Source organism: Methylobacterium sp. 001424705, assembly GCF_059816145.1.
Map to the genome: position 1 here is coordinate 60573 of NZ_JCBANU010000009.1, position 22996 is coordinate 83568.

Here is a 22996-nt window from a genome sequence, read left to right on the forward strand (position 1 = left end):
CGAGGCCTCGGCCCGGGGAACGGCCCAACCGTTCCCCGGCCCTACGTCCGGAGGTTGCAACACAACCTTAAGCCCCCCCGCCCTACGATCGGTGCGTGTAGGCCGCATCGGGGCGAGGCATGCCGCAGCGAAGAACGACGATCGACGCCATTCGCGGTCTGTGCCTGATCAACATCTTCGTGAACCACATCCAGGACGGCGCCGTCTCGGCCGTGTCGCCCTCCCGGCTCGGCTTCTCCGACAGCGCCGACATCTTCGTCCTGCTCAGCGGCATCTCCATCGCCCTCGCGGGGAGCCAGGCCTCGCGGCGCCGCCTGCCGGACATCGTCGCCCATCTGTGGCGGCGGGCGGCCCGGATCTACGCCTTCGAACTGGTCATCGTCTTCGCGACGCTCGGTCTCCTGGCGGCCATCCTCGCCCTTCGAGGCGTGACGGGCGTGCACGCGCAGGACACCGCCCTGCTGCGGGACCACGGCTTCCCGAACCTGCTGAGCCATGCCCTGACCCTCCGCCAGACGGTGGGATACTCGTCCGTCCTGCGCCTGTACGTGGCCCTGATGCTGATCGCCCCGATCCTGCTGCGCCTCGCCGGGTGGCGGTTCTGGGCGCCCCTGCCGCCGGCACTGCTGCTCTGGATCGCGGCCGGCCACTTCCATCTGGTGCTGAGCAACAGCCTCTCGGGCGCGCCCTTCGCGCTGACGATCCTGCCCTGGACCCTGATCTTCGCCCTGGGGATCACCATCGGGCAGGGCCTGGTCGACGGCGTCGCCCTGCCGCGTCCCAGGGGGCTGACCGGCCTCGCCCTGGGCTACCTCGTTGGCTACCTCGTCCTGGCGGTGGTCGTGGTTCGTCTCTGGCCGGCGGCCGCGGACTGGGCCGCGACGCGCAACGACGCCTTCTGGCTCGGCGCGAGCAAGACCTACCAGTCGCCCCTGCGGGTCCTGCACGTTCTCGCCCTGGCCTACCTGGTGATGGCCCTGCCGCGCGCCCCGCTCATCCGCCTGCTGCACCAGGTGCCGCGCGACCACCCGCTGACCCGCCTCGGCCGCCGGTCCTTGCCGGTCTTCACCGCCGGCGCGATCGGGGCCGTGCTCGCCAGCGAGGCGCTGGATCTGGCCGCCATTCCCCTGGACGCCGCCTGGCTTCCCCTGCTGCTTCTGGAGGCCGGCATGATCGCGCTGTTCGTCGGCATCGCCCTGCGCATCGCCGGGCGCCCGGACCGGGCGCGGCCCGCCCACCCCGCGCCGCCGGAGGTCCGGGTCGCAGGCCTGCGGGGGACCCCGGCGATCGCCTGACGCCCTATTCCGACCAGCGCAGGGCCGCGGCGGCGGCGAGCGTCCCGATCACGCCCGCGATCAGGCTGAGGGCGCACAGGATGGCCAGCGGCGTGGTGAACGGGACGGTGCCGCCGAGGGCCGATTCACTCGCCGAGACGCCGAAGATCAGCGTCGGGATCATCAGCGGCAGCACCACGACCGCCAGGATGAGGCCGCCCCGGCGGATCGAGGCGGTGAGGGCCGCGCCGACCGCGCCCACGAAGGTCAGGGCCGGGGTGCCCACCAGGAGGGTGAGGGCGGTCGCCGCCATCGCCCGGCCATCGAGGGCGACGAGGAGCCCGAAGAGGGGCGAGGCGAGGGCGAGGGGCAGGCCGGTGGTGAGCCAGTGGGCCAGCACCTTGGCGAGCACCACGCCCTCCAGGGGGGCCGGCGAGCCGGTCATCAGGTCGAGGGAGCCGTCCTCCTCGTCGGCCTGGAACAGGCGGTCGAGGCCGATCAGGGTCGAGAGCACGGCGGCGAGCCAGAGGATCGCCGGGCCGATCCGCGACAGCAGGTTCAGGTCCGGGCCGAGGGCGAACGGCACCAGGGCGACGATCATCAGGAAGAACACGAGGGAGAGCGCCCCCGAGCCGCCGACGCGGGCGGCGAGGGCGAGGTCGCGGGCGACGAGGGCCCTCAGGGCGCGCATCACCACCAGACCTCGTCGGCCGCGACCGTCGTCCGGGCCAGCGTCGGTGGGGCGGGTGCGGGCGCCTCGATCCGCAGTTCCTGGGCGTCGGCGAGGCCGAGGGCCTGGTGCGTCGCCGCGATGACGAGGCCGCCCGTCGCCCGGTGCCGCGCCATCATCCCGGCCAGGACCGCCTGCGAGGCGGCATCGAGGGCGGCCGTCGGCTCGTCGAGGAGCCAGAGCGGGCGCCGGCAGACCAGGAGGCGGGCCAGCGCCACCCGCCGGCGCTGGCCGGCGGAGAGATAGGCCACGGGAAGCCGCAGGGCGTGGCCGAGGCCGAGTTCCTCCAGGGCCGCCCGCGGGGTCGCGGTCGGCGCGCCGAGGAGGTCGCGGGCGAAGGCGAGGTTCTCCTCCGCCGTCAGCGGGCTCTTCAGCCCGTCGCGGTGGCCGACCACGTGCAGGCACTCGGACAGGGTCGCCTCGCCGACCTCGCTCGCCGCGACGGTCCCGGCCTCGGGCTTGAGCCGGCCGGCCAGCACCGCGAGCAGCGTCGACTTGCCGGCCCCGTTCCGCCCGGTGACCATCAGCGCCTCCCCCGGCCCGAGGGCGAAGGACAGGTTCGCGAAGATGCGGCGGCCGGACCGGCGGACGGCGAGGTCTTGAGCGGTCAGCCGCACGGGGGGTCCTGAATCATGAGCCTCAAGAGGTGGCGCCTGTCGAGCAGACCGAACGAAGGAATGTGCGGTCTCCGTCCCCCGGCGCTTCGCCCATCGCACGCGGATCGTTCGGTGGCGAGACCCGGGCACGCAAAATGGACCCAGCCGACGGTCGCACGGTCCGTCGCACCATCCGGAGCCGGGGAGCACCGTGGCGACCGCGATCCGGGCCGGCATGCCGGAGCGCATCCCAAACGTGCTATTCGAGCCCTCTCGCTCTCGACGGCTGTGGATCGGACGCTCCCGAGCTTCGCGTGGCTTTCGTGGTACGATCGCTCTCGACCTTCCCTTTCATCACCGCCTTCCTCGATCGTGGGCGAAGGCCCCGAGCCGATGACGTCCCGATATGACGCCGAGACCGACGCCCTCGACGTGCAGCTCGCAGAGGCGAGGATCGTCGGAAGCGAGATCCTCGACGCATCCCGGCATGTGGCCGAGGGGGCGGATCTGGCGCATCTGGTCGCGGCGTAGACCCGCCCTCCGAACAGATCCCACGCGCTGTCAGGCGCCCGGTAGCGGCCAGTTTCGAAGTGTTCTATAACGCGCGCAGGCTGCGCCGCGCGAGATTTCAGGGCGTCCAAATCGCCCTTCGCGCAACATCCTATCCGGGCACCCCCGGGGCGGCGCGCGCTTCATAGCGCTCCCAGCCGAACACGTGTTTTCGTGGCGCAGGTTATGCCTGCGCGTGTTCGACCAACCGCTCGCGAGGAAACAGAACGCCGTGGCATCGCTCGACAGCTTCCAGTCCCGCCAGACCCTGACGGTCGGCGACAAGGCCTACACCTATTACTCGATCCCGCACGCCGAGAAGGCCGGCCTCGCCGACGCCACCGCGCTGCCCTTCTCCATGAAGGTGCTGCTCGAGAACCTGCTGCGCTTCGAGGACGACCGCTCGGTCAAGAAGGACGACATCTCCGCCACCGTCGCCTGGCTCGGCAACAAGGGCAAGACCGAGACCGAGATCGCCTTCCGGCCGTCGCGCGTGCTGATGCAGGACTTCACCGGCGTGCCCGCGGTGGTCGACCTCGCGGCGATGCGCGACGCCATGGTGGCGCTCGGCGGCGACCCGCAGAAGATCAACCCGCTGGTGCCGGTCGACCTCGTGATCGACCACTCGGTGATCGTCGACGAGTTCGGCACGCCGAAGGCGCTGGCCGACAACGTCGCGCTCGAATACTCGCGCAACGGCGAGCGCTACACCTTCCTCAAGTGGGGCCAGTCGGCCTTCGACAACTTCTCCGTGGTGCCGCCCGGCACCGGCATCTGCCACCAGGTGAACCTCGAGTTCCTGTCGCAGACCGTGTGGACGAAGCAGGATCCCGATGCTTCGGACGGCACCGAGCTCGCCTATCCGGACAGCCTCGTCGGCACCGATTCGCACACCACCATGGTGAACGGCCTGGCCGTGCTGGGCTGGGGCGTCGGCGGCATCGAAGCCGAGGCCGCGATGCTCGGCCAGCCGCTCTCCATGCTGATCCCCGAGGTCGTCGGCTTCAAGCTGTCGGGCAAGCTGCCCGAGGGCACCACGGCCACCGACCTCGTGCTCACCGTCACGCAGATGCTGCGCAAGAAGGGCGTGGTGGGCAAGTTCGTGGAGTTCTACGGCCCCGGCCTCGACGACATGGCGGTGGCCGACCGCGCCACGATCTCCAACATGGCCCCCGAATACGGCGCCACCTGCGGGTTCTTCCCGATCGATCAGAAGACCATCGACTTCCTCACCGTCACCGGCCGCGCCGACGACCGAATCGCGCTCGTCGAGGCCTACGCCAAGGCGCAGGGCATGTGGCGCGACGCGGCCACGCCGGACCCGGTCTTCACCGACACGCTCGAACTCGACATGGGCGACGTTCGCCCGTCCCTGGCCGGCCCCAAGCGTCCGCAGGACCGGGTGCTCCTCGACGGCGCCAAGCCGGGCTTCGCGCAATCCATGGAGACCGAGTTCAAGAAGGCGGCCGACCTCGCCAGTCGCTACCCGGTGGAGGGCGCCAACTTCGACATCGGTCACGGCGACGTGGTGATCGCCGCCATCACGAGCTGCACCAACACCTCGAATCCGAGCGTGATGATCGGCGCCGGGCTCCTCGCCCGCAACGCGGTCGCCAGGGGCCTGCGCTCGAAGCCCTGGGTGAAGACCTCCCTGGCGCCCGGGTCCCAGGTGGTGGCCGAGTACCTCGAGAGCGCCGGTCTGCAGACGCCCCTCGACGCGCTCGGCTTCAACCTCGTCGGGTTCGGCTGCACCACCTGTATCGGCAACAGCGGACCGCTGCCGGCCGCGATCTCGAAGGCGATCAACGACAACGACGTCGTCGCCGCCGCGGTACTCTCGGGCAACCGCAACTTCGAGGGCCGCGTGAACCCGGATGTCCGGGCGAACTACCTGGCCTCGCCGCCGCTGGTGGTCGCCTACGCGCTGGCCGGCTCGATGCAGATCGACATCACCACCGAGCCCCTGGGCACGGGCTCCGATGGCCAGCCCGTCTACCTGAGGGACATCTGGCCCTCGAGCGCCGAGGTCCAAGAGTTCATCGAGGCCAACATCACCTCGACCCTGTTCAAGTCCCGCTACGCCGACGTGTTCGGCGGCGACGACTACTGGAAGGCCGTCGAGGTCACCGAGGCCGAGACCTTCCAGTGGGATTCGACCTCCACCTACGTGCAGAACCCGCCCTATTTCGAGGGCATGCAGAAGACCCCGGCCCCGGTGGAGGACGTGGTCGACGCCCGCATCCTTGGCCTGTTCCTGGACTCGATCACCACCGACCACATCTCGCCGGCAGGCAACATCCGGGCGAATTCCCCGGCGGGCGCCTACCTGCAGGAACACCAGGTCCGGGTGCAGGACTTCAACCAGTACGGCACCCGGCGCGGCAACCACGAAGTCATGATGCGGGGCACCTTCGCCAACATCCGCATCAAGAACCAGATGGTCCGCGACGAGTCCGGCAACGTGGTCGAGGGCGGCTGGACCCTGTTCCAGCCCTCCGGCGAGCGGATGTTCATCTACGACGCCGCGCAGAAGTACCAGGCCGAGGGCACGCCCCTCGTGGTCTTCGCCGGCAAGGAGTACGGCACCGGCTCGTCGCGCGACTGGGCGGCCAAGGGCACCAAGCTCCTGGGCATCCGCGCCGTGGTGGCCGAGAGCTTCGAGCGCATCCACCGCTCGAACCTCGTCGGCATGGGCATCGTGCCCCTGGTCTTCCAGGGCGCCACCTCCTGGGCCTCCCTGGGCCTGAAGGGCGACGAGACGGTCTCGATCCGGGGCTTGTCCGGCGACCTGAAACCGCGCCAGACCATGATCGCCGAGATCACCTCCGCGGACGGCACGAAGCGGGAGGTGCCCCTGACCTGCCGCATCGATACCCTCGACGAGCTCGAGTACTTCCGCAACGGCGGCATCCTGCCCTACGTGTTGCGCTCGCTGGCCGCGTAAGACTTCGCCGCCTCCGCGAACCGCGATCCCGAGGCCTCGCCCGAAAGGGCGGGGCCTTTTTCATGCCCAGAAGCCTCGCAAAACTTCTCTCAGGTTAACAAATTACAAATAATCAAACCTAGAGTTTGATTATTTGGCGGAGGCCTGTCGCGGCCGCCGTGAACCGAGGAGCGAAGCGATGTCGGCAATGTCCTACCCCTGCTACAAGATGAAGAAGGATGCGAAGGGACAGTGGTACTGGGTCTACTACGCCAAGAACGGCGAGGAGATCTCGAGGAGCAGCGAGAGCTACGCGGCGAAGGCGGATTGCCTGCACGGCGTGAAGCTCAACAAGGCCTCGGGCAACGATCCGATCTACGAGGTTTGAGACGACGCGCCGGAGCGCAGTCAGGGCACGCCGCCGCGGTCGGGATCGGCGTGCCCGCCGCATCCCGCTTGACGCCACGGCGCGCCCGGTCGAAACCGCGACGCATGACGATGCGTCCCATCCTCCTGACCAACGCCACATTGTGCGATCCGGCCACGGGCCGGCAGGCGCCCGGGCATGTCCTCGTGCGCGACGGCCTGATCCAGGATGTCGGCTGGGGGCCCGTCGCCGGGGTGCCGGACGACGCCGAGACGGTCGATTGCGGCGGCCACGTCCTCAGCCCCGGCCTCATCGACCTGCGCGCCTTCGTGGGCGAGCCCGGCGCCGAGCACCGCGAGACCTTGGCCAGCGCCAGCGCGGCGGCCGCCGCCGGCGGCGTTACCACCCTGGTCTGCATGCCGGACACCAACCCGGTCATCGACGGGCCGGCCATCGTCGACTTCGTGCTGCGCCGTGCCCGCGACACGGCCAGCGTCCACGTCCTGCCCGCCGCCGCCATCACCAAGGGCCTCGCCGGCCAGGAGATGACCGAGTTCGGCCTCCTGCAGGAGGCCGGGGCCGTGGCCTTCACCGACGGCCTCAAGGCGGTGGCGAACGCCCAGGTCATGCGCCGCGCGCTGACCTATGCCCGCGACTTCGGCGCCCTGCTGATGCAGCACGTGGAGGAGCCGGACCTTGTCGGCGACGGCGTGATGAACGAGGGCGAGATGGCCTCCCGCCTTGGGCTCCTCGGCATCCCGCGCGAGGCCGAGACGGTGATGCTGGAGCGCGACATCCGCCTCGTGCGCCTCACCGGCGCCCGCTACCACGCGGCGATGATCTCCTGCGCGGATGCGGTCGAGATCGTGCGCCGGGCCAAGGCGGACGGGCTGCCGGTCACCTGCGGCGCCTCGGTGAACAACCTCGTCCTCAACGAGGGCGACATCGGCCATTACCGCACCTTCTGCCGGCTCTCGCCGCCGCTGCGCCACGAGACGGACCGGCTCGCCCTGGTGGCGGGCCTCAACGACGGCGTGATCGACGTCGTTGTCTCCGACCACAACCCGCAGGACGTCGAGACCAAGCGCCTGCCCTTCGCCGAAGCGGCCGACGGGGCGCTCGGCATCGAGACCCTGCTGGGCGCGGCCCTGCGGCTGGTCCATACCGGCGACGTTGCCCTGCCGCGCCTGCTGGCGGCCCTGACGGCGAACCCGGCGGCCCTTCTCGGGCGCGCCGCCGGCCGCCTCGCGACCGGGGCGCCGGCCGACCTGGTGCTGATCGACCCGGACCTGCCCTACGTCCTCGACAAGCGCACCTTGAAGTCCCGCTCCAAGAACTCCCCCTTCGACGAGGCGCGCCTCCAGGGAGCCGCCGTGCTGACGATGGTGGCGGGCCGCATCGTCTTCCGGGCCCCCGCCGAGACCGAGGCCGCCGCGTGATCGCTCTTAACATGCTGCCGTGGCCCGTCCTGCTGGCGGCGCTGGCGGGGGGCTACCTCCTCGGCTCGATCCCGTTCGGGCTGATCCTGACCCGCTATGCCGGGCTCGGCGACGTGCGGGCGATCGGCTCGGGCAACATCGGCGCCACCAACGTCCTGCGCACCGGGCGTAAAGGGCTGGCAGCCGCCACCCTGCTGGGCGATGCGCTGAAGGGCACCCTCGCGGTGCTTCTCGCCGGTCGCTTCGGACTGGAGGCGGCCCTGGTGGCGGGCTTCGGCGCCTTCCTGGGGCACCTGTTCCCGGTCTGGCTCGGGTTCAAAGGCGGCAAGGGCGTCGCGACCTTCCTGGGCGTCCTGCTGGCCCTGAGCCCGCTGGGCCTTCTGGCCTTCGCGGCGATCTGGCTGGGCCTTGCCTTCACGCTGAAATACTCCTCCCTCGCGGCGCTGGCGGCCTCGGCCCTGACGCCCCTCGTCCTGTGGGCCATGGGACAGCCTGCGGTTGCATGCCTGTTCCTCCTGCTCGCCATCCTGCTATGGTGGAAGCACGCGCCCAACATCCGCCGGCTGATCGACGGGACCGAGGGGCGCATCGGGCAGAAGGGCTGAGGCTCGCCGCCCGCTCCGGGAGGGGAGGGCGATGCAGCTCACCGATGCCCAGCGTCTCGACTGGCTGCGCCTCATCCGCAGCGAGGGGATCGGCCCGCGCAGCTTCCGCACCCTGGTCAACCGCTTCGGCGGCGCCGGGCCGGCCTTGGACGCCCTGCCGAACCTCACCGGCCGCAGCGGCCGGCGCATCACGCCGCCGAGCCGGGAAGAAGCCGAGGCCGAGCTCCGCGCGGCCGGTCGCCTCGGCGCCCGCCTCGTCGCCCTCGGAGAGGCGGATTACCCGAAGCTGCTGCAGGCCGCCGATTCGGCGCCGCCGCTGATCGCGATCCGGGGTGAGGCCGCGATCCTGAACCGTCCGGCTATCGCCCTGGTCGGCTCGCGCAACGCTTCCGCCGCCGGCCTCGCCTTCACCGAGCGCCTCGCGCGCGGGCTCGGCGAGGCCGGGCTCGTCGTGGTCTCGGGGCTGGCGCGGGGCATCGATGCCCGCGCCCACCGGGCCGCCCTGGCGCCCGGTACGGTGGCAGTGCTGGCGGGAGGACAGGACCGGATCTACCCGGCCAACCATGCGGCCCTGGTGGAGGCGATCCTGGAGGCGGGCGGGGCGGTGCTGGCCGAGATGCCGATGGGGTGGGAGCCGCGCGGGCGCGACTTTCCCCGGCGCAACCGCATCATCTCCGGCCTTGCCTACGGCACCGTCGTGGTGGAGGCCGCCCGCCGCTCGGGCTCGCTGATCACGGCCCGCTTCGCCCTGGAGCAGGGCCGGGAGGTCTTCGCCGTGCCGGGCTCTCCCCTGGATCCGCGGGCGGAAGGCACCAACGACCTGATCCGCCAGGGCGCGACCCTGGTCTCCGACGCCGCCCACGTCACCGACGTCATCGCCCCGCTGCTGGTGGGGAGCAGCGCGGCGCGCAGGGTGGAAGCCCTGGCCGTCGACCGGCCGGACCTCGCCGACGCGCCGATCTTCTGGGACGAACTCGACGTGGACGGCATCGTCCTGCCGCTCCCCGCCGAGCATTTCGCGGCGCCGGAGCCCGTGGACGACCGCGCCCGCCTCATCGCCTATCTGAGCCCGACCCCGATCGGAACCGACGAACTGGCGCGCACCGCCGGCCTCAGCGTCCGGGTCGTCCAGACCACCCTGCTCGAGCTGGAGCTCGACGGGCGCATCGAGCGCCACGGCAGCGGGTCGGTGTCCCTGGTGGGCTGAGGGCCGTCACGCGTCGTCTTCGGGCGCCTCCTCGCCCAGGGCGCGGCGCATCTGGTCGAGGCAGCCCTGCAGGATGTAGGCGGCGGCCAGCATGTCGACGACCTCGCCGCGCTTGGCCCGCGAGGCATCCGCCGCGATGAGGGCGCGGGTGACGGCGGCGGTGGAGAGGCGCTCGTCGCAGTAGAGGACGGGCAGGGGCAGCAGCGGCTTCATGTTGCGCACGAAGGAGCGGGTCGACTGGACCCGCGGGCCCTCGCTGCCGTCCATGTTCAGGGGCAGGCCGATGACGAGGCCGCCGACGGCGTGCCGCTCGCACAGGGCCGCCAGATGCTTCACGTCGGGGGTGAACTTCACCCGCCGGATCGTCTCCAGGGGCGAGGCGATCTGGCGCCCGACATCCGAGAGGGCGAGCCCGATCGTCTTGGTGCCGAGGTCGATTCCGATGAGGCGGGGGCCGCCCTGCGACGCCTCCGCGAAGGCCCGCATCTCGGCCTCGTCCATGTCCGTCGCTCTCCCGTGCCGCCGCCCGTCCTGCGCGATCCGCTCCCGGCCGGCAAGGGGATCCTCGCGGATCAGTGCAGGCCGGCCGACCCTTCGGTGCCGTCGCCCACGAAGCTGGCGGGGAGGGGCTCGGCGCCCATGCCGAGGATGCCGCGCACGGCAGCCCCCTGGCTCCGCCGCATCAGGTCGACGAGGTCAGCCCCGCCGAAGCGCACCGATTCGAGGTCGGCGCCCAGGACCCAGATCTCGTACTCGTCGCGCCCCGGCACCACGTCCCAGAACAGGAACTCGCCGGCCTCCGACCGGCCGAAGAAGCCGGCCCGTTCGACGACGCTGGGATCGTCGCCCTCCACCTCGAACCGATGCTCGGGCCGGTCGCCGAGGACGGAGGCGATGCTGTGGGCGATCAGCTCGGACTGGGCGACGAGGTCCGTCTCGGGCGCCTCGCTCGGGACCGCCACGCGAAAGGAGCCGTTGGCGAGCCCGGCCCCGAGGGTCCGGCAGAAGGCGCGGTAGCTCTCGGGCAGGCCGTAGCCGAGCTCCGCCTCCGCCCGGTCGAGGGCCGCCTCGGTCGCCACCGGACCCGGCGCGCAGGGCGAGAACACCGTCTCCCACATGAATCTGATCTCCGGCTCGTCGTTAACCTTGAGAAAACGTTGTCATAGCCTTGCGGGGACCGGATCGGCCAGAGCATCGTTAACGAACCGTTAAGACGCTGGAAGCCGACCGCATGCCCCTGCCGCCCCACGCGACGACACCCGCACCACGCCGGATGCCCCTGCGGCACAAGTTGATGCTGGCCCTGGCCTGCGAGATCCTGCTCGTCGGGTTCCGACAGGCGGATCGCGGGCCGGCGCGGGCGGGGATCCTCATCGAATCACCGGTACTGCCCCATCACGCGATCGCCTGAGGCGTCCGGGCCGCCCCGCCCGATCCGGCCCCCGCGCGGCCCCGCCGTTGCGAGCGCGGGAAGGCGGGTGCTATAGCCCGGCCCGACGCCCCATCGCCCGCGGAACCCCGACGGGCTGCGGATGGGGGCCTTGAGGATCTGAAGACAGCATGTCGGTCGACGCAACGACGGTGAGGCGCATCGCGCACCTGGCGCGCATCGCGGTGAGCGAGGACGAGGTCGCCCCCCTGCAGGGCGAACTGAACGCGATCCTGGCCTTCGTCGAGCAACTCGGCGCGGTCGACGTGACGGGGGTCGAGCCCATGACCTCGGTCACCCCCATGGCGATGAAGAAGCGCGCGGACGCGGTCACCGACGGGGCCAAGGCCGACGCCATCGTGGCCAACGCCCCCGAGACCGAGGACCACTACTTCCTCGTGCCGAAGGTCGTCGAGTAGGCGCACGCGCCGCCGACATCAAAACCCGGCCGCCCCGAAGGACGGTCCGCACGGCGCCCGAACGGCGACGGCGGCTGTGCCCCGGGACCCACCAGGACGAGCGCCCAGGACTCTCGCAACCCATGACCTCTCTGAACGAACTCACCCTGGCGGAGGCCCGCGACGGGCTCAAGGCCAAGGACTTCTCCGCCACCGACCTGACACGGGCGCATCTCGACGCCATGGAGAAGGCGCGGGCGCTGAACGCCTACCTCGTCGAGACGCCGGACCGGGCCCTGGCCATGGCGGACGCGGCCGACACGCGGATCGCCTCCGGGGAGGCCCGTCCGCTGGAGGGCATCCCCCTCGGGATCAAGGACCTGTTCTGTACCGAGGGCGTGGCGACCACCGCCGGCTCGAAGATCCTCGAGGGCTTCACGCCGGCCTACGAATCGGCCGTGACCGCCAATCTCTGGCGCGACGGCGCGGTGATGCTCGGCAAGCTGAACCTCGACGAATTCGCCATGGGCTCGTCCAACGAGACCTCCGCCTATGGCGACGTGGTCTCGCCCTGGCGCCGGGCCGGATCGGACGCCAAGCTGGTGCCGGGCGGCTCGTCGGGTGGCTCGGCGGCGGCGGTGGCCGCCCATCTCTGCCTCGGCGCCACCGCGACCGATACCGGCGGCTCGATCCGCCAGCCCGCCGCCTTCACCGGCACCGTCGGCATCAAGCCCACCTACGGGCGCTGCTCGCGCTGGGGCACGGTGGCCTACGCCTCCTCCCTCGACCAGGCGGGCCCGATCGCCCGGACGGTGCGCGACTGCGCCATCCTGCTCGGCTCGATGGCCGGCGCGGACGCGCGCGACACCACCTGCGCCGACCTGCCCGTGCCCGACTTCGAGGCGGCGGTGGCCCGCGGCGTGAAGGGCCTGATCATCGGCATCCCGAAGGAATACCGGGTCGCGGGCATGTCGGCCGAGATCCAGGCGCTGTGGGACCGGGGCGCCGCGATGCTGAAGGATGCCGGCGCCACGGTGAGGGAGATCTCGCTCCCGCACACCCCCTACGCCCTGCCGGCCTACTACATCGTCGCCCCGGCCGAGGCCTCCTCGAACCTCGCCCGCTACGACGGCGTGCGCTACGGCCTGCGCGTGCCCGGCAAGGACATCGCCGGGATGTACGAGAACACCCGCGCCGCCGGCTTCGGCCGCGAGGTAAAGCGCCGGATCATGATCGGCACCTACGTGCTCTCGGCCGGCTACTACGATGCCTACTACGTGCGGGCCCAGAAGATCCGCACCCTGATCAAGCGCGACTTCGAGCAGGCCTACGCCGCCGGTGTCGACGCGATCCTGACGCCCGCGACCCCGTCGGCCGCCTTCGGCATCGGCGAGAAGGGCTCGGGCGATCCGGTCGAGATGTACCTGCAGGACGTCTTCACCATCACGGTGAACATGGCGGGCCTGCCCGGCATCTCGGTGCCGGCCGGCCTCGACGCGCAGGGGCTGCCCCTCGGGCTCCAGCTCATTGGCCGGCCCTTCGACGAGGAGACGCTGTTCGCCGCCGCCCAGGTGATCGAGGACGCCACCGGGCGGACCAGGCTGCCGGCGGTGTGGTGGGCATGAGGCGCACGCGATGACGGTCCCGGTCTATCCTTTCGACGTCTGGATCTGGGCCGCCTTCGATCCGGTGCTGATCGCCATCGCCCTGGTGATGGGCTGGAAGTCGGACCAGTTCGTCAAGGTTATCCTCGTCTCGCTGATGGCCTTCGCCGTCTCGGTGCTGGTGTCCTGGGGCGTCACCGCGATCGGCATCCCGTGGCCGGCGCCGGTGAGCCACGACGGGCCGACCTTCTTCCCCGTGCGCTGGATCGCCGCCTTCCTGTGGGGCGCCCTCGGTTTCCTGGCGCACCAGCTCTACCGCCTGCGCGCTTGACCGGGCGGGCCGACACTTCCACCTTTCCGGCGCGTACCCGCGCCCCGCAACGCTGAATCCGGGCCATCATGACCGCTGCCGTGAACCCCAAGAAGCTCATCAAGGGCGGCCTGCACGACTGGGAGGTCGTGATCGGCATGGAAATCCACGCCCAGGTCACGAGCCGCTCCAAGCTATTCTCCGGCGCCTCCACCGAGTTCGGCGGCGAGCCGAACGACCACGTCTCGCTGGTGGACGCGGCGATGCCCGGCATGCTGCCCGTCATCAACGAAGCGTGCGTGGCCCAGGCCGTGCGCACCGGCCTCGGCCTCAAGGCGCAGATCAACCATCGCTCGGTGTTCGACCGGAAGAACTACTTCTACCCGGACCTGCCGCAGGGCTACCAGATCAGCCAGTTCAAGGACCCGATCGTCGGCGAAGGCGAGGTGCTGGTCGATCTGCCCGACGGCGAGTCGATCACCGTCGGCATCGAGCGCCTGCACCTGGAGCAGGATGCCGGCAAGTCCCTGCACGACCAGAACCCGACCCAGAGCTTCGTCGACCTCAACCGCTCCGGCGTCGCCCTGATGGAGATCGTCTCCCGGCCAGACCTGCGCTCGTCGGAGGAGGCGCGCGCCTACGTGACCAAGCTGCGCACCATCCTGCGCTACCTCGGCACCTGCGACGGCGACATGGAGAAGGGCTCGCTTCGCGCCGACGTCAACGTCTCGGTGCGCCGAGTCGGCGACCCGCTCGGCACCCGCTGCGAGATCAAGAACGTCAACTCGATCCGCTTCATCGGCCAGGCCATCGAGACCGAGGCCCGCCGCCAGATCGCGATCATCGAGGATGGCGGCACGATCAGCCAGGAGACCCGCCTGTTCGATCCGGGCAAGGGCGAGACCCGCTCCATGCGCTCGAAGGAAGAGGCGCACGACTATCGCTACTTCCCGGACCCGGACCTGCTGCCGCTGGAATTCGACCAGGCCTATGTCGAGGCCTTGGCCGCCGGCCTGCCCGAGTTGCCCGACGCCAAGAAGGCGCGCTTCATCGCGTCCTACGGCCTGTCGCCCTACGATGCGGGCGTGCTCATCGCCGAGCGCGCCTCGGCCGACTACTTCGAGGCGGTGGCCAAGGGCCGCGACGGTAAGGCCGCGGCGAACTGGGTCATCAACGAGCTGTTCGGGCGCCTGAACAAGGAAGGCCACAGCATCGAGACCAGCCCGGTCTCGGCCGACCAGCTCGGCGCCATCGTCGACCTCATCGGCGAGGGCGTGATCTCGGGCAAGATCGCCAAGGACCTGTTCGAGATCGTCTGGTCCGAGGGCGGCGACCCGCGCCAGATCGTCGATGCGCGCGGCCTGAAGCAGGTCACCGACACCGGCGCCATCGAGGCGGCCGTGGACGAGATCATCGCCAGGAACCCCGACAAGGTCGCTCAGGCCCGCGAGAAGCCGACCCTGCTCGGCTGGTTCGTCGGCCAGACCATGAAGGCAACCGGCGGCAAGGCCAATCCGGCAGCGGTGAACGCCCTGCTGAAGGCGAAGCTGGGGATCGAGTAGGGGCACGTCCTCGCCCTCTGGACGGGATCGATAGAACGCTTCCACCACCCGCAGATCACGGGAAGATTCGTGCCCACGGGGGGTGGAAAGTTCTCCGGGACCTGTTGCGCCGCGGGCTGCAACGGTCGCCCCATTCCGGTTTTACGAGGTTGATCGGCTCCCGTTCTCAGAACGTCGTCCCACTTCAGGTGTGGGGTGCCTGGCCACCGATCAGGGCCTGAATGCTTGGCGGGCGGTAGCAGCGAGCGGAGCGTTGTGATGGATTGTTTCGCGTGTCGCCGCCTCGGCCCCACGGACGCGAGCGCGTTTCGCCATGTCCGTCTCGATGGCTTGAAACGCCATCCGGAAGCGTTCGCGGCCTCGTGGGAGGAGGCGTCCGAGAGGTCTCTCGCTTGGTTCGCGGAGACCCTGGAAACGCAGATCGTCTTCGGAGCCTGGCTTGGAAACGAGCCTCTGGCCGGTGTGGCGGGCTTACACGTCCCGGAGGCGCACAAGTTGCGACACAAGGGGACGCTCTGGGGCCTCTACGTCAGACCCGAGACGCGTCGAGCCGGCATCGGCACCGCCCTGATCCGGATGGTGGTCGCGCATGCCGCGACCTGTGTGAAGGATCTTGGGCTTTCCGTCGGCGCCGCCAATGACGCCGCCATCCGGCGGTACGAAAGCATGGGTTTCACACGCTATGGCCTGGAACCACGCGCGTTGAAGGTCGACGGCAAATATTATGATGAAGTCTTGATGAATTTGCGGCTTGCTTGTGAGCTGACCGAAGAAATCGGCGGCGGAAGCGGCCGAGGTGGGGCCTGATGCATGTCTGAAGTCGTGCCGTGCTGGCCGCTTCTGCGCCCCGGAGACCGCTTCCGTCCCGTAATTCGCGTGTGCGCTGCTCAACGTCCAGGTCGAATCAGCCCTGGATGATCGCCGCAGCTTCCTGCTGGGGTGGAGTCATTCCCACATCTCCTGCGTCAGGTCGGTCGTGATCGTTATCCGATCAAGGCCTCCTCGTTGCTTGAGCTGTGCTTTGCCGTCGAAGCACCATATCAAGGTGCGACCGGATCGCGAATGCGTCAAGAGCCTATTTGCGTGATTTCGCGACTGTATTCATTCCCAGAGACTCGACCCTGAAATGTCCTGTCGCCGCAGTCGCTTGGGCGCGGCTGCCACCGCACGCCCCGTCGCTACAACCTACGGGGTGGGCACCGCGGTCCCGCTGAAGCGGCTCCGCAGGCCCGCGAGCCAGTCCCGCCGATGGGCGCCGGGCGCGCCCACCGAGACGGTGGCGGTCATGCCGGCGACCAGGGTGACGCCGTTTGGCACGACGTCGATGCGGATGCGCACCGGCACCCGCTGGGCGAGGCGGACCCAGGTGTAGACGGGGTCGACGTTCGGCAAGCCCTGGGTGCTCGCGGTGGCGTTGGCGGTGCTGATGCCCAGGGTGATGCTCTCCACCGTGCCGCGGATCAGCGGATCGTAGCCGAGGAGCTCGGCCGAGACCGGATCGCCCACGTGGATCCGGGCCATCTTGGTCTCCTCGAAATAGCCGTCGATCCAGAACGAATCGGTGTCGATGACGGCGATGTTGACCGTGCCGGTGGTGGCGTAGTCGCCGGGGCGCAGCAAGAGGTTCGTCACCCGGCCGTTCACCGGCGAGCGCACCTGGGTGCGCTGGAGATTGATCTTGGCCTGGGAAAGCTGCGCCTTGGCCGAGGCCACCGCCGCCTCGGCGATCTTGGCGGTGCCGGCATATTGCTGCTTCTCCTCGATGGAGGTCGAGAGGGTGGTCAGCGCCTCGCGCCGGGCGGCCTGGGTCCGCTTGACCTGGAGGTCCGCCTCCCGGTTGTCGAGTTCGGCCTGGGCCGAGGTCACCGAGACCTCGAAGTCGAACGGATCGATGACGTAGAGGATGTCGCCCTTCTTCACGGTCTGGTTGTCGGCGACGCGCAGCTCCGTGATCTGGCCCGAGACCTGGGGGGCCACGCTGGCGACCTGCACGCGCACCCGCCCATCGCGGGTCCAGGGGGCAGTCACGTAGAACTGCCAGACGAGGGCCGCCGCGACGAAGGCGCAGGCCAGGATGAGCCCGGTGATCAGCAGGCGCAGCACCCGGCGCCCCCGGCCGGGCGCGCGGGGGCGGGTATCCGGGGCGGAGCCGCGGGAGCGGCCGTCTGGCCCTGCGGCGGCGGTCTCGGCGGGCGGGTCTTGAGCCATGGTCACAGGAACACGATCAGGAGAGCGAGGATGCACACGTAGAGGCCGGCCTCCGCCAGGGGCGGGTTGGCCACGTAGCGGGCGATGCGCAGGCGCGCGAAGAGCAGGCGCAGACCTAGGAGGATCGCCAGCGCGCCGGCGGCGTAGGCCACGAAGGGCGAGAGCAGCACGCCGCCGAGATCGAGGTCGCTGCGCATCAGGCGCCCCGGATGCCGAGGCGGCGCAGGAAGCGGCCCTGACCCTCGGCGACGTGGGCGGCCGTGGCGAGGTCGCTCACCGCCCGGGCGAGGTGCAGGCGCGTGGCCGGATCGGCCGGCCCGCCCGCGGCGAGAAGGGCCGCGGCGGCCTCCCGCATCCGGCCGGCGTCGACGCTCGCAAGGGCCGCGCGGGCCCGGCCCGCGACCGCAGCCAGGGCACCGTCCCGGGCGAGGCCGCGCAGCTGCGCCTGGGCGCGCGCGGCCGCCGACTCTATCCGGGCGAGCTCGAAGGCGCGGTCGAGGCTCGCCCGGCGTACGGCCGCGCTGCCCGAACTCCAGCGGGCGAATTGCAGCAGGCGGTCGCTGTTGAGGCTCGTCCGGGTCGTGGCGTCGCCGCCCCGGCCCGCCAAGGCCTCGACCAGGGCGCGCCGGGCCGAATCGAGGGCGAAGGCACGGTGGCGGGCGTTGGAGATGGGCAGGATGATCCGGACGGTGAAGAACAGGATCAGCGCCGCGAAGATCACCAGGAAGGCGTTGGTGAGGAACCCCTGCGGGTCGTAGCTCTGGGGGTTGGCGGGCGAGAGCAGCACGGGGAAGAACACCAGCAGGATGAACCCGATGCCGAAAGTCGGCGGGTTGAGGCTGAGGAAGCAGGCGGCGAAGACCACCGGCGCCATGGCGATCGCCAGCAGGGGGAAGCCCTGGACGCCGGCGAGCGCGCCAAACAGCACGAGACCGGCGCAGAGGGCGGCCAGCGGCATGCCGATGAGCACGCCCTTGGCGAAGACGCGCGGGTCGGGGGTGATCGCGGAGAGCGAGCAGGTCGCCGCCACCTGGACCAGGGCGAAGGAGGTGGCCGGCCATCCCGTGGCGACGAGGAGGAGGGCCGTGAGGCCGAAGGCGATCACCACCCGCAGGGCGCCCCGCACGGCCTCGGGCACGTCGCGGTGGGTCGGGAGCGGGACGTCGCGCAAGGGGCGCCCCCCATGGGCGAGGACGCGGGAGCCATCGGCCGCGAAGGCGGCCGCCCGAGCGAAATCGAGGGCGCGCTGCAGAACGAGGATCGCGTCGAGGGGCTGGTCGCCCGCCCGCACGGCCTCCGCGACGAGGTCCGACAGGCGTGCCACCGCCAGGGCCGGGTCGGCCTCCGGCTCCGTCAGCCCGAGGCAGAGGGCGCGCGCCTCCGCGACGGCGGGCGACGGGGCGGGCAAGCGGGCCAGGGCCGCCCGGACATGGCGGGCGGCCGCTGCCATGACGTAGAGCGCCGCGATGGCGCTACGCGCCCCCGCGGCCCGGTCCGGCCCGTCGTCGCGTTCGCCCGCGATCGCGCTGGCGTCGCCCCGCAGGGCGGCGATCTTGCGGATCAGCGCGGCGGTCCGCTCGGAGCCGGGATCGCCCCGGGTCAGGGTCTCGCGGGCGAAGGCCCGGGTTTCCGCGAGGGCGTCGCCCAGGGCGTCGCGCACCGTCCGCCAGATGCTGGGCGAGCCGAGGGCGTCGTTGATGACGGTGATCGCCACGATGCCGAGGGTGATCGCCGCCACCCGGTCCACGGCCGCGTCGAAGGTGCTCTGCGGCGTGTCGATATGGGCGATGGCGATGATCGCCACGGTGTAGCCCGACAGCATGGCCCCGTAGGCCCGGGTGTCCTGCAGAAAGTGGGCGGTGAAGACGCACAGGCCGAGCCAGGTGGCGAAGGCGACGAGGAGCACCACCCGGTCCTGCGCGAACAAGGCCATCAGGACGATGGCCACGGCCGCCCCTACGAGGGTGCCGAGGAAGCGGTAGAGCGCCTTCGACAGGGCCTGCCCGCGCTTGGGCTGGGCCAGGATCGCCACGCAGACGGCCGCCGAGGAGGCGCTCGACAGCTGCAGCCAGAAGGCCGCGTAGAGGGCCAGGATCATGGCGAGCCAGATCCGCACGGCGAAGGCCCAGGCGGCGGGCTTCGGAACCACGCGCTCGATTGCGGCGAGGATCCGGTCCGGGATGCGGGGCGGGCTGTCGGCGAGGGCGCTCACCCGATGACCCCGCCGGGCATCGCGTCGGCGGCACGCGCCGCGACCCGGGCCTGCCACAGGCAGAGCAGCGGGCTGACGAGGAGTTCGACGGCCAGGGCGGCCAGCATCAGAAACGACGGCAATCCGGTCAGCGCCCAGCCGAGGAGGCGGGCGAGGCCGCCCAGCGCCACCACCAGGGTGAGGAAGCGGAACAGGGTGGTCTTGGTCTCGATGCCGGGCACGCAGGTCCAGAACAGGATGCCGATGCCCATGTGCAGGCCGGAGAGGTAGCGGAAGTGGCTGTCGGCGGAGACGTCGACGAGGCCGCCGCGTCCGATCCCGTTCAGCCCGAACAGCACGCCGTAGAGGCCGGAGGCCACCGGGACCAGGGCCATCACCGCCACCGCGCGCTGCAGCGCCTGCCGTTCCCGCATCGTCGCGTCCGTCCGGAATCCGCCTGTCAGGATCGGCAACCGGGACGGCCAGGCTTACGTTCCTTGGCGGTCCGCGAAAGGGGCCGCCCGGCCCCGCACACGATGTCGGCCGCCCGCGGACGCCCGCGCGCGGCCGGATCCCCTCAGGCCTTCATCTGCTTCAGGCGCTTGACGCACTTGCTGTAGTATTGCGGCCATTTCGGTCCCTGCGCGGCCTTGTCGGCGACCGAGAGGGCGCGCCACTCGGCGCCGCATTTCTTCTGGCGCTCGCGCGCGGCACTCTGGCCGACGCTGAGCTCCTTGGCGGGCTTCGCCGCCGCGGCCTGTGCCAGCGCACCGCCCGCGACGAACGGGCTTGTCAGAAGGAGGGGACTTGCCAGAAGCAGCAAGCCCGCGAACAAAGCACGGGTGTGACGCGAACGGAACGACAGCATGACGACCCCCGGGGACGCTTGGGCGCCGCCGTGCGGCGGGCCGGGCGCATCACAGCCACAACCCCGGGCGAGGGCAAGTGCCATCTGTACGGGTGTCGACGCGATCCACCGCTCGTGTCACGTGTTGTGGCGGTGGCACGGAGTCTGCAACCATCCGCTCGCGTTCCCGATTGTTTCGGCGGGTCGGGCGAGCCTGAACAGGGTCGGAAACATCAGCATGGCACACGCGCCGGGAAAACCCATCGACGTGCACACCTGGAGCACGCCGAATGGCTGGAAGATCCCGATCATGCTGGAGGAGTGCGGACTGCCCTATCGGGTGGTGCCGGTGAATATCGGCCGCGGCGACCAGATGGCGCCCGACTTCCTGAAGATCTCGCCGAACAACAAGATTCCCGCCATCGTCGACCCGGACGGCCCGGGGGGCGAACCCATCACGGTGTTCGAGTCCGGTGCGATCCTGCAATATCTCGGGCGCAAGACCGGCTGCCTCTACCCGGCCGACGAGCGCGCCCGGGTGGCGGTGGACGAGTGGCTGTTCTGGCAGGTCGGCGGCTTCGGGCCCATGCTCGGCCAGGTCCACCATTTCCGCATCTACGCGCAAGAGAAGATCCCCTACGCCATCGACCGGTTTACCGCGGAGGCCCAGCGCCTCTACGGCGTCCTCGACCGGCACCTCGCGGACCGCGATTTCGTGGCGGGCGACTTCTCCATCGCCGACATCGCGATCCTACCCTGGGCCAAGTACCACGAGAAGCAGAGCATCGAGCTGGCCAGCGTGCCCCACGTGCGGGCCTGGCTCGACCGCGTCATGGCGCGGCCGGCCGTTCAGCGGGGATTCGCGGCGGTCTGAGCGGAGGCGTCACCCGATACGCGTCACGCCGCTGGCGTCACTCGGCCGGCGCCGCGAGCGCCTTCGTGGGGGCGGCCTTGGCAGCCTTCGGCGCGGGCCGGGGCGCGGGCGCCGACTCGGGCGCGGCGGCGGAGGCCTGCTGGTTCACGTCGGGCACCCGGGTCCAGGTCTGCGAGCCGCACAGGACCTTGAGGAGGCAGCCTGAGACCGACAGCTCGGAGCTGCTCTCTCGCTCCAGGCTGACCTGATACATCTTGCCCTCGTCGGCGTTGTAGATCTCGCCGGAGAACTTCGCCTCCTCGGGCTTCAGGTTGTCGAGGAGGGTCAGGCCGAGCACGGGGCGGCCGCGCTTCTTCGGATCGGGATTCTTGATGTCCGTGCGCGGGGTCCCGTCCTCGTTGGTTGCGGTCTTGGCCCAGACCACCTTCCCGCAGATGTTGGCAGCACCCGGGCCGCAGCGGTCGATGCGGACCTTGGCGCGGCCGTCCCCGGTGAGCCAGGTCCCCGAGGGGTCCTGGGCCGGGGCGGCGGAGGCGGGGGCGAGGCCGGTGAGGATGAGGGCGGCGGTGAGGGCGACGCGCATGTCCAGGTCTCCAGGTGGCGTGGCTGCGGCGGAAGGCCGGCGGCCAGAGAGTCGGCAAGGGGATCGGCAAGCGACCCGGCGCGGGGGCAGGGCCGTGTTCGTCTGGCCACAGGAGGCGTCCGCATTCGGGCGAATTTCCGGCGCTGTTGCGCCAAAGCCATGGCAGCGGGAAAACCCGCGGCCGCGCTCAGGTTATCCCCCGCGTTCGCGCCTCGGGTTGAGGGCCGGGGGCCTGGCGGCTATAAGCCCGGCGCCGAAGCCATTTTCGGCTGAGCGATTACAACCGGACGGACCATGGCCACCGAGCGCACCTTCTCCATTCTCAAGCCCGACGCCACGAAGCGGAACCTGACCGGCGCGGTCAACGCCGTGATCGAGAAGGCGGGCCTGCGCATCGTCGGCCAGCGCCGCATCCAGATGAGCCGCGCCCAGGCCGAGACGTTCTACGAGATCCACAAGGAGCGCCCATTCTTTGGCGAGCTCGTGGAGTTCATGACCTCCGGGCCGGTCGTCGTGCAGGTGCTCGAGGGCGAGAACGCCGTCGCCAAGTACCGCGAAGTGATGGGCGCCACCAACCCGGCCAACGCCGACGCGGGCACCATCCGCAAGACCTTCTCCGAGTCGGTCGGCGAGAACACCGTCCACGGCTCCGACAGCCTCGAGAACGCCAAGGCGGAAATCGCCCAGTTCTTCCAGGATTCCGACATCGTCGGCTGAATCCTTCGGGGTTCGGACACGGTCGACCGAACCGGCGCGCCGAAGCTTCCCGGAAGCTTCGGCGTTTGCCGTCCCAGTGTGGCCCCGGCGCCCTTGCGCGGCGGGGGCCCGGACGTGAAACCGGTTCGTTCCCGAATCGCTTTCACGGACCCATCATTCCATGCGCTCCATCGCCCCGCGCACCGGCCGGCTCCTGCTCGCCGCCGGCCTGCTCTCGCTCGTCGCCGCCTGCAACGCCAACAAGTCCGGCCCGACCGCGTCGCTCGAAGGCTACACTCCCGATCCGGCGCTGAAGACGGCCTCCACCAGCAACCTGACCGGCCGCGTGCGTCACGCCTGCACCGTCACCCAGGCCCGTCTGCAGAACGTCTCCGAGGTCTCCCTCGCCCGCCCCTGCGGCTGCTACGCGAACCAGACGCTGGCAAGCCTCGACAAGAGCGAGCTCGATGGCTACCGCAGCACCGGCTACTTCAACGATTCCGCCCGCGCCAAGGCCCTGAACGCTCTCGACAGCTGCAAGCTGCCGCGTCCGGCGTAAGGCTCCGTCCGTCCCGGACAGCCCCGGGAGGCGACGCGTCGGTGC

The 22996-nt window shown here is 70.6% G+C and carries 26 protein-coding genes; 16 read left to right on the forward strand and 10 right to left on the reverse strand.

The genetic code is table 11. The features are described from left to right. The first annotated feature begins 119 nt into the window (after positions 1–119). Positions 120–1295, forward strand: a complete 1176-nt coding sequence (opgC, locus tag AC6EUL_RS09165; RefSeq protein ID WP_056495663.1) for an OpgC domain-containing protein — start codon at positions 120–122, stop codon at positions 1293–1295. A 4-nt stretch (positions 1296–1299) separates the two neighbouring features. Here opgC and ccmB read toward each other — a convergent pair whose 3' ends face one another. Then, the gene (gene ccmB, locus AC6EUL_RS09170) at positions 1300–1965 is read right to left on the reverse strand and encodes a heme exporter protein CcmB (protein ID WP_200941289.1); all 666 of its coding nucleotides are present in this window, start codon (positions 1963–1965) and stop codon (positions 1300–1302) included. Next, the gene (gene ccmA / locus AC6EUL_RS09175; protein WP_056273839.1) at positions 1965–2621 is read right to left on the reverse strand and encodes a heme ABC exporter ATP-binding protein CcmA; all 657 of its coding nucleotides are present in this window, start codon (positions 2619–2621) and stop codon (positions 1965–1967) included. The genes ccmB and ccmA overlap by 1 nt, the downstream gene beginning before the upstream one ends. 372 nt (positions 2622–2993) lie before the next feature. Here ccmA and AC6EUL_RS09180 point away from each other — a divergent pair, with 372 nt between their 5' ends. From AC6EUL_RS09180 to dprA, 6 genes are all read left to right on the forward strand, one after another. After that, positions 2994–3131 (forward strand): hypothetical protein, encoded by a 138-nt coding sequence (locus AC6EUL_RS09180; protein ID WP_200927214.1) that lies wholly within the window; start codon positions 2994–2996, stop codon positions 3129–3131. Positions 3132–3381: 250 nt separating this feature from the next. Next, positions 3382–6093 carry an aconitate hydratase AcnA gene (acnA, locus tag AC6EUL_RS09185; RefSeq protein ID WP_499869898.1) on the forward strand — a complete coding sequence of 904 codons (2712 nt, stop codon included), beginning with the start codon at positions 3382–3384 and terminating at the stop codon, positions 6091–6093. 178 nt (positions 6094–6271) lie between these two features. Continuing rightward, on the forward strand, positions 6272–6460 hold the full coding sequence (locus AC6EUL_RS09190) for a YegP family protein (protein ID WP_499869899.1): 189 nt from the start codon (positions 6272–6274) through the stop codon (positions 6458–6460). Between the two features lie 110 nt (positions 6461–6570). Continuing rightward, positions 6571–7878 carry a dihydroorotase gene (locus AC6EUL_RS09195; protein WP_499869935.1) on the forward strand — a complete coding sequence of 436 codons (1308 nt, stop codon included), beginning with the start codon at positions 6571–6573 and terminating at the stop codon, positions 7876–7878. A gap of 11 nt (positions 7879–7889) precedes the next feature. After that, entirely contained in the window at positions 7890–8483 is a 594-nt protein-coding gene (gene plsY / locus AC6EUL_RS09200; protein WP_499869936.1) for a glycerol-3-phosphate 1-O-acyltransferase PlsY, read from the forward strand. A 31-nt stretch (positions 8484–8514) separates the two neighbouring features. Continuing rightward, positions 8515–9690: a DNA-processing protein DprA gene (gene dprA / locus AC6EUL_RS09205; RefSeq protein WP_499869900.1), complete on the forward strand. Its 1176-nt coding sequence runs from the start codon at positions 8515–8517 to the stop codon at positions 9688–9690. A gap of 6 nt (positions 9691–9696) precedes the next feature. Here dprA and ruvX read toward each other — a convergent pair whose 3' ends face one another. Together ruvX and AC6EUL_RS09215 are read right to left on the reverse strand one after the other, a co-directional pair. Further along, positions 9697–10191, reverse strand: coding sequence for a Holliday junction resolvase RuvX (ruvX, locus tag AC6EUL_RS09210; protein ID WP_056350177.1), 495 nt, complete (start codon positions 10189–10191; stop codon positions 9697–9699). A 71-nt stretch (positions 10192–10262) separates the two neighbouring features. Next, positions 10263–10808, reverse strand: coding sequence for an SMI1/KNR4 family protein (locus AC6EUL_RS09215; protein ID WP_499869901.1), 546 nt, complete (start codon positions 10806–10808; stop codon positions 10263–10265). A 113-nt stretch (positions 10809–10921) separates the two neighbouring features. On the opposite strand from AC6EUL_RS09215, the gene AC6EUL_RS09220 reads away from it, so the two are divergent. The 6 genes from AC6EUL_RS09220 (at position 10922) to AC6EUL_RS09245 (ending at position 15800) form a co-directional block, all read left to right on the forward strand. Continuing rightward, positions 10922–11101 carry a hypothetical protein gene (locus AC6EUL_RS09220; protein ID WP_156653362.1) on the forward strand — a complete coding sequence of 60 codons (180 nt, stop codon included), beginning with the start codon at positions 10922–10924 and terminating at the stop codon, positions 11099–11101. 149 nt (positions 11102–11250) lie between these two features. Further along, the gene (gatC, locus tag AC6EUL_RS09225; RefSeq protein WP_056221539.1) at positions 11251–11538 is read left to right on the forward strand and encodes an Asp-tRNA(Asn)/Glu-tRNA(Gln) amidotransferase subunit GatC; all 288 of its coding nucleotides are present in this window, start codon (positions 11251–11253) and stop codon (positions 11536–11538) included. Positions 11539–11660: 122 nt separating this feature from the next. Next, positions 11661–13142: an Asp-tRNA(Asn)/Glu-tRNA(Gln) amidotransferase subunit GatA gene (gatA, locus tag AC6EUL_RS09230; RefSeq protein ID WP_499869902.1), complete on the forward strand. Its 1482-nt coding sequence runs from the start codon at positions 11661–11663 to the stop codon at positions 13140–13142. Positions 13143–13152: 10 nt separating this feature from the next. Beyond that, positions 13153–13452, forward strand: a complete 300-nt coding sequence (locus AC6EUL_RS09235) for a hypothetical protein (protein ID WP_056221545.1) — start codon at positions 13153–13155, stop codon at positions 13450–13452. A 68-nt stretch (positions 13453–13520) separates the two neighbouring features. Beyond that, the gene (gene gatB / locus AC6EUL_RS09240) at positions 13521–14993 is read left to right on the forward strand and encodes an Asp-tRNA(Asn)/Glu-tRNA(Gln) amidotransferase subunit GatB (RefSeq protein ID WP_499869903.1); all 1473 of its coding nucleotides are present in this window, start codon (positions 13521–13523) and stop codon (positions 14991–14993) included. A gap of 258 nt (positions 14994–15251) precedes the next feature. Then, on the forward strand, positions 15252–15800 hold the full coding sequence (locus tag AC6EUL_RS09245) for a GNAT family N-acetyltransferase (protein ID WP_499869904.1): 549 nt from the start codon (positions 15252–15254) through the stop codon (positions 15798–15800). Positions 15801–16178: 378 nt separating this feature from the next. Here the strand turns inward: AC6EUL_RS09245 and AC6EUL_RS09250 are convergent, their stop codons facing one another. The 5 genes from AC6EUL_RS09250 to AC6EUL_RS09270 form a co-directional block, all read right to left on the reverse strand. Further along, the gene (locus tag AC6EUL_RS09250) at positions 16179–17201 is read right to left on the reverse strand and encodes an efflux RND transporter periplasmic adaptor subunit (RefSeq protein ID WP_056273859.1); all 1023 of its coding nucleotides are present in this window, start codon (positions 17199–17201) and stop codon (positions 16179–16181) included. A 2-nt stretch (positions 17202–17203) separates the two neighbouring features. Next, a complete protein-coding gene (locus AC6EUL_RS09255) occupies positions 17204–17398 on the reverse strand; it encodes a DUF1656 domain-containing protein (RefSeq protein ID WP_056221554.1) in 195 nt (64 codons plus the stop codon). Then, a complete protein-coding gene (locus tag AC6EUL_RS09260; protein WP_499869905.1) occupies positions 17398–19413 on the reverse strand; it encodes an FUSC family protein in 2016 nt (671 codons plus the stop codon). Before AC6EUL_RS09260 ends, AC6EUL_RS09255 begins: the two co-directional genes overlap by 1 nt. Beyond that, positions 19410–19826 (reverse strand): DUF4345 domain-containing protein, encoded by a 417-nt coding sequence (locus tag AC6EUL_RS09265; protein ID WP_056350275.1) that lies wholly within the window; start codon positions 19824–19826, stop codon positions 19410–19412. The genes AC6EUL_RS09260 and AC6EUL_RS09265 overlap by 4 nt, the downstream gene beginning before the upstream one ends. A 143-nt stretch (positions 19827–19969) precedes the next feature. Next, positions 19970–20260, reverse strand: coding sequence for a hypothetical protein (locus AC6EUL_RS09270; RefSeq protein ID WP_443189824.1), 291 nt, complete (start codon positions 20258–20260; stop codon positions 19970–19972). A 217-nt stretch (positions 20261–20477) separates the two neighbouring features. Between AC6EUL_RS09270 and AC6EUL_RS09275 the strand changes: the two genes are divergently transcribed. Then, positions 20478–21113 carry a glutathione S-transferase family protein gene (locus tag AC6EUL_RS09275; RefSeq protein ID WP_056495638.1) on the forward strand — a complete coding sequence of 212 codons (636 nt, stop codon included), beginning with the start codon at positions 20478–20480 and terminating at the stop codon, positions 21111–21113. 37 nt (positions 21114–21150) lie between these two features. Here the strand turns inward: AC6EUL_RS09275 and AC6EUL_RS09280 are convergent, their stop codons facing one another. Then, the gene (locus tag AC6EUL_RS09280; protein ID WP_056221565.1) at positions 21151–21696 is read right to left on the reverse strand and encodes a DUF2147 domain-containing protein; all 546 of its coding nucleotides are present in this window, start codon (positions 21694–21696) and stop codon (positions 21151–21153) included. A gap of 294 nt (positions 21697–21990) precedes the next feature. Between AC6EUL_RS09280 and ndk the strand changes: the two genes are divergently transcribed. Continuing rightward, positions 21991–22413, forward strand: coding sequence for a nucleoside-diphosphate kinase (gene ndk, locus AC6EUL_RS09285; protein ID WP_056221568.1), 423 nt, complete (start codon positions 21991–21993; stop codon positions 22411–22413). 160 nt (positions 22414–22573) lie between these two features. Beyond that, positions 22574–22951, forward strand: coding sequence for a hypothetical protein (locus AC6EUL_RS09290; protein ID WP_056221571.1), 378 nt, complete (start codon positions 22574–22576; stop codon positions 22949–22951). The last annotated feature ends 45 nt before the right edge of the window (positions 22952–22996 follow it).

Coding starts and splice junctions, on each gene's coding strand:
- AC6EUL_RS09245 (WP_499869904.1), top strand. CDS start 15,252: ATGGATTGTTTCGCGTGTCGCCGCCTCGGCCCCACGGACGCGAGCGCG.
- ruvX (WP_056350177.1), bottom strand. CDS start 10,191: ATGGACGAGGCCGAGATGCGGGCCTTCGCGGAGGCGTCGCAGGGCGGC.
- gatB (WP_499869903.1), top strand. CDS start 13,521: ATGACCGCTGCCGTGAACCCCAAGAAGCTCATCAAGGGCGGCCTGCAC.
- opgC (WP_056495663.1), top strand. CDS start 120: ATGCCGCAGCGAAGAACGACGATCGACGCCATTCGCGGTCTGTGCCTG.
- AC6EUL_RS09265 (WP_056350275.1), bottom strand. CDS start 19,826: ATGCGGGAACGGCAGGCGCTGCAGCGCGCGGTGGCGGTGATGGCCCTG.
- dprA (WP_499869900.1), top strand. CDS start 8,515: ATGCAGCTCACCGATGCCCAGCGTCTCGACTGGCTGCGCCTCATCCGC.
- AC6EUL_RS09235 (WP_056221545.1), top strand. CDS start 13,153: ATGACGGTCCCGGTCTATCCTTTCGACGTCTGGATCTGGGCCGCCTTC.
- AC6EUL_RS09255 (WP_056221554.1), bottom strand. CDS start 17,398: ATGCGCAGCGACCTCGATCTCGGCGGCGTGCTGCTCTCGCCCTTCGTG.
- ccmB (WP_200941289.1), bottom strand. CDS start 1,965: ATGCGCGCCCTGAGGGCCCTCGTCGCCCGCGACCTCGCCCTCGCCGCC.
- plsY (WP_499869936.1), top strand. CDS start 7,890: ATGCTGCCGTGGCCCGTCCTGCTGGCGGCGCTGGCGGGGGGCTACCTC.
- gatC (WP_056221539.1), top strand. CDS start 11,251: ATGTCGGTCGACGCAACGACGGTGAGGCGCATCGCGCACCTGGCGCGC.
- AC6EUL_RS09290 (WP_056221571.1), top strand. CDS start 22,574: ATGCGCTCCATCGCCCCGCGCACCGGCCGGCTCCTGCTCGCCGCCGGC.
- AC6EUL_RS09195 (WP_499869935.1), top strand. CDS start 6,571: ATGCGTCCCATCCTCCTGACCAACGCCACATTGTGCGATCCGGCCACG.
- AC6EUL_RS09190 (WP_499869899.1), top strand. CDS start 6,272: ATGTCGGCAATGTCCTACCCCTGCTACAAGATGAAGAAGGATGCGAAG.
- AC6EUL_RS09280 (WP_056221565.1), bottom strand. CDS start 21,696: ATGCGCGTCGCCCTCACCGCCGCCCTCATCCTCACCGGCCTCGCCCCC.
- ndk (WP_056221568.1), top strand. CDS start 21,991: ATGGCCACCGAGCGCACCTTCTCCATTCTCAAGCCCGACGCCACGAAG.
- AC6EUL_RS09275 (WP_056495638.1), top strand. CDS start 20,478: ATGGCACACGCGCCGGGAAAACCCATCGACGTGCACACCTGGAGCACG.
- AC6EUL_RS09180 (WP_200927214.1), top strand. CDS start 2,994: ATGACGTCCCGATATGACGCCGAGACCGACGCCCTCGACGTGCAGCTC.
- AC6EUL_RS09250 (WP_056273859.1), bottom strand. CDS start 17,201: ATGGCTCAAGACCCGCCCGCCGAGACCGCCGCCGCAGGGCCAGACGGC.
- gatA (WP_499869902.1), top strand. CDS start 11,661: ATGACCTCTCTGAACGAACTCACCCTGGCGGAGGCCCGCGACGGGCTC.
- AC6EUL_RS09220 (WP_156653362.1), top strand. CDS start 10,922: ATGCCCCTGCCGCCCCACGCGACGACACCCGCACCACGCCGGATGCCC.
- AC6EUL_RS09270 (WP_443189824.1), bottom strand. CDS start 20,260: ATGCTGTCGTTCCGTTCGCGTCACACCCGTGCTTTGTTCGCGGGCTTG.
- AC6EUL_RS09215 (WP_499869901.1), bottom strand. CDS start 10,808: ATGTGGGAGACGGTGTTCTCGCCCTGCGCGCCGGGTCCGGTGGCGACC.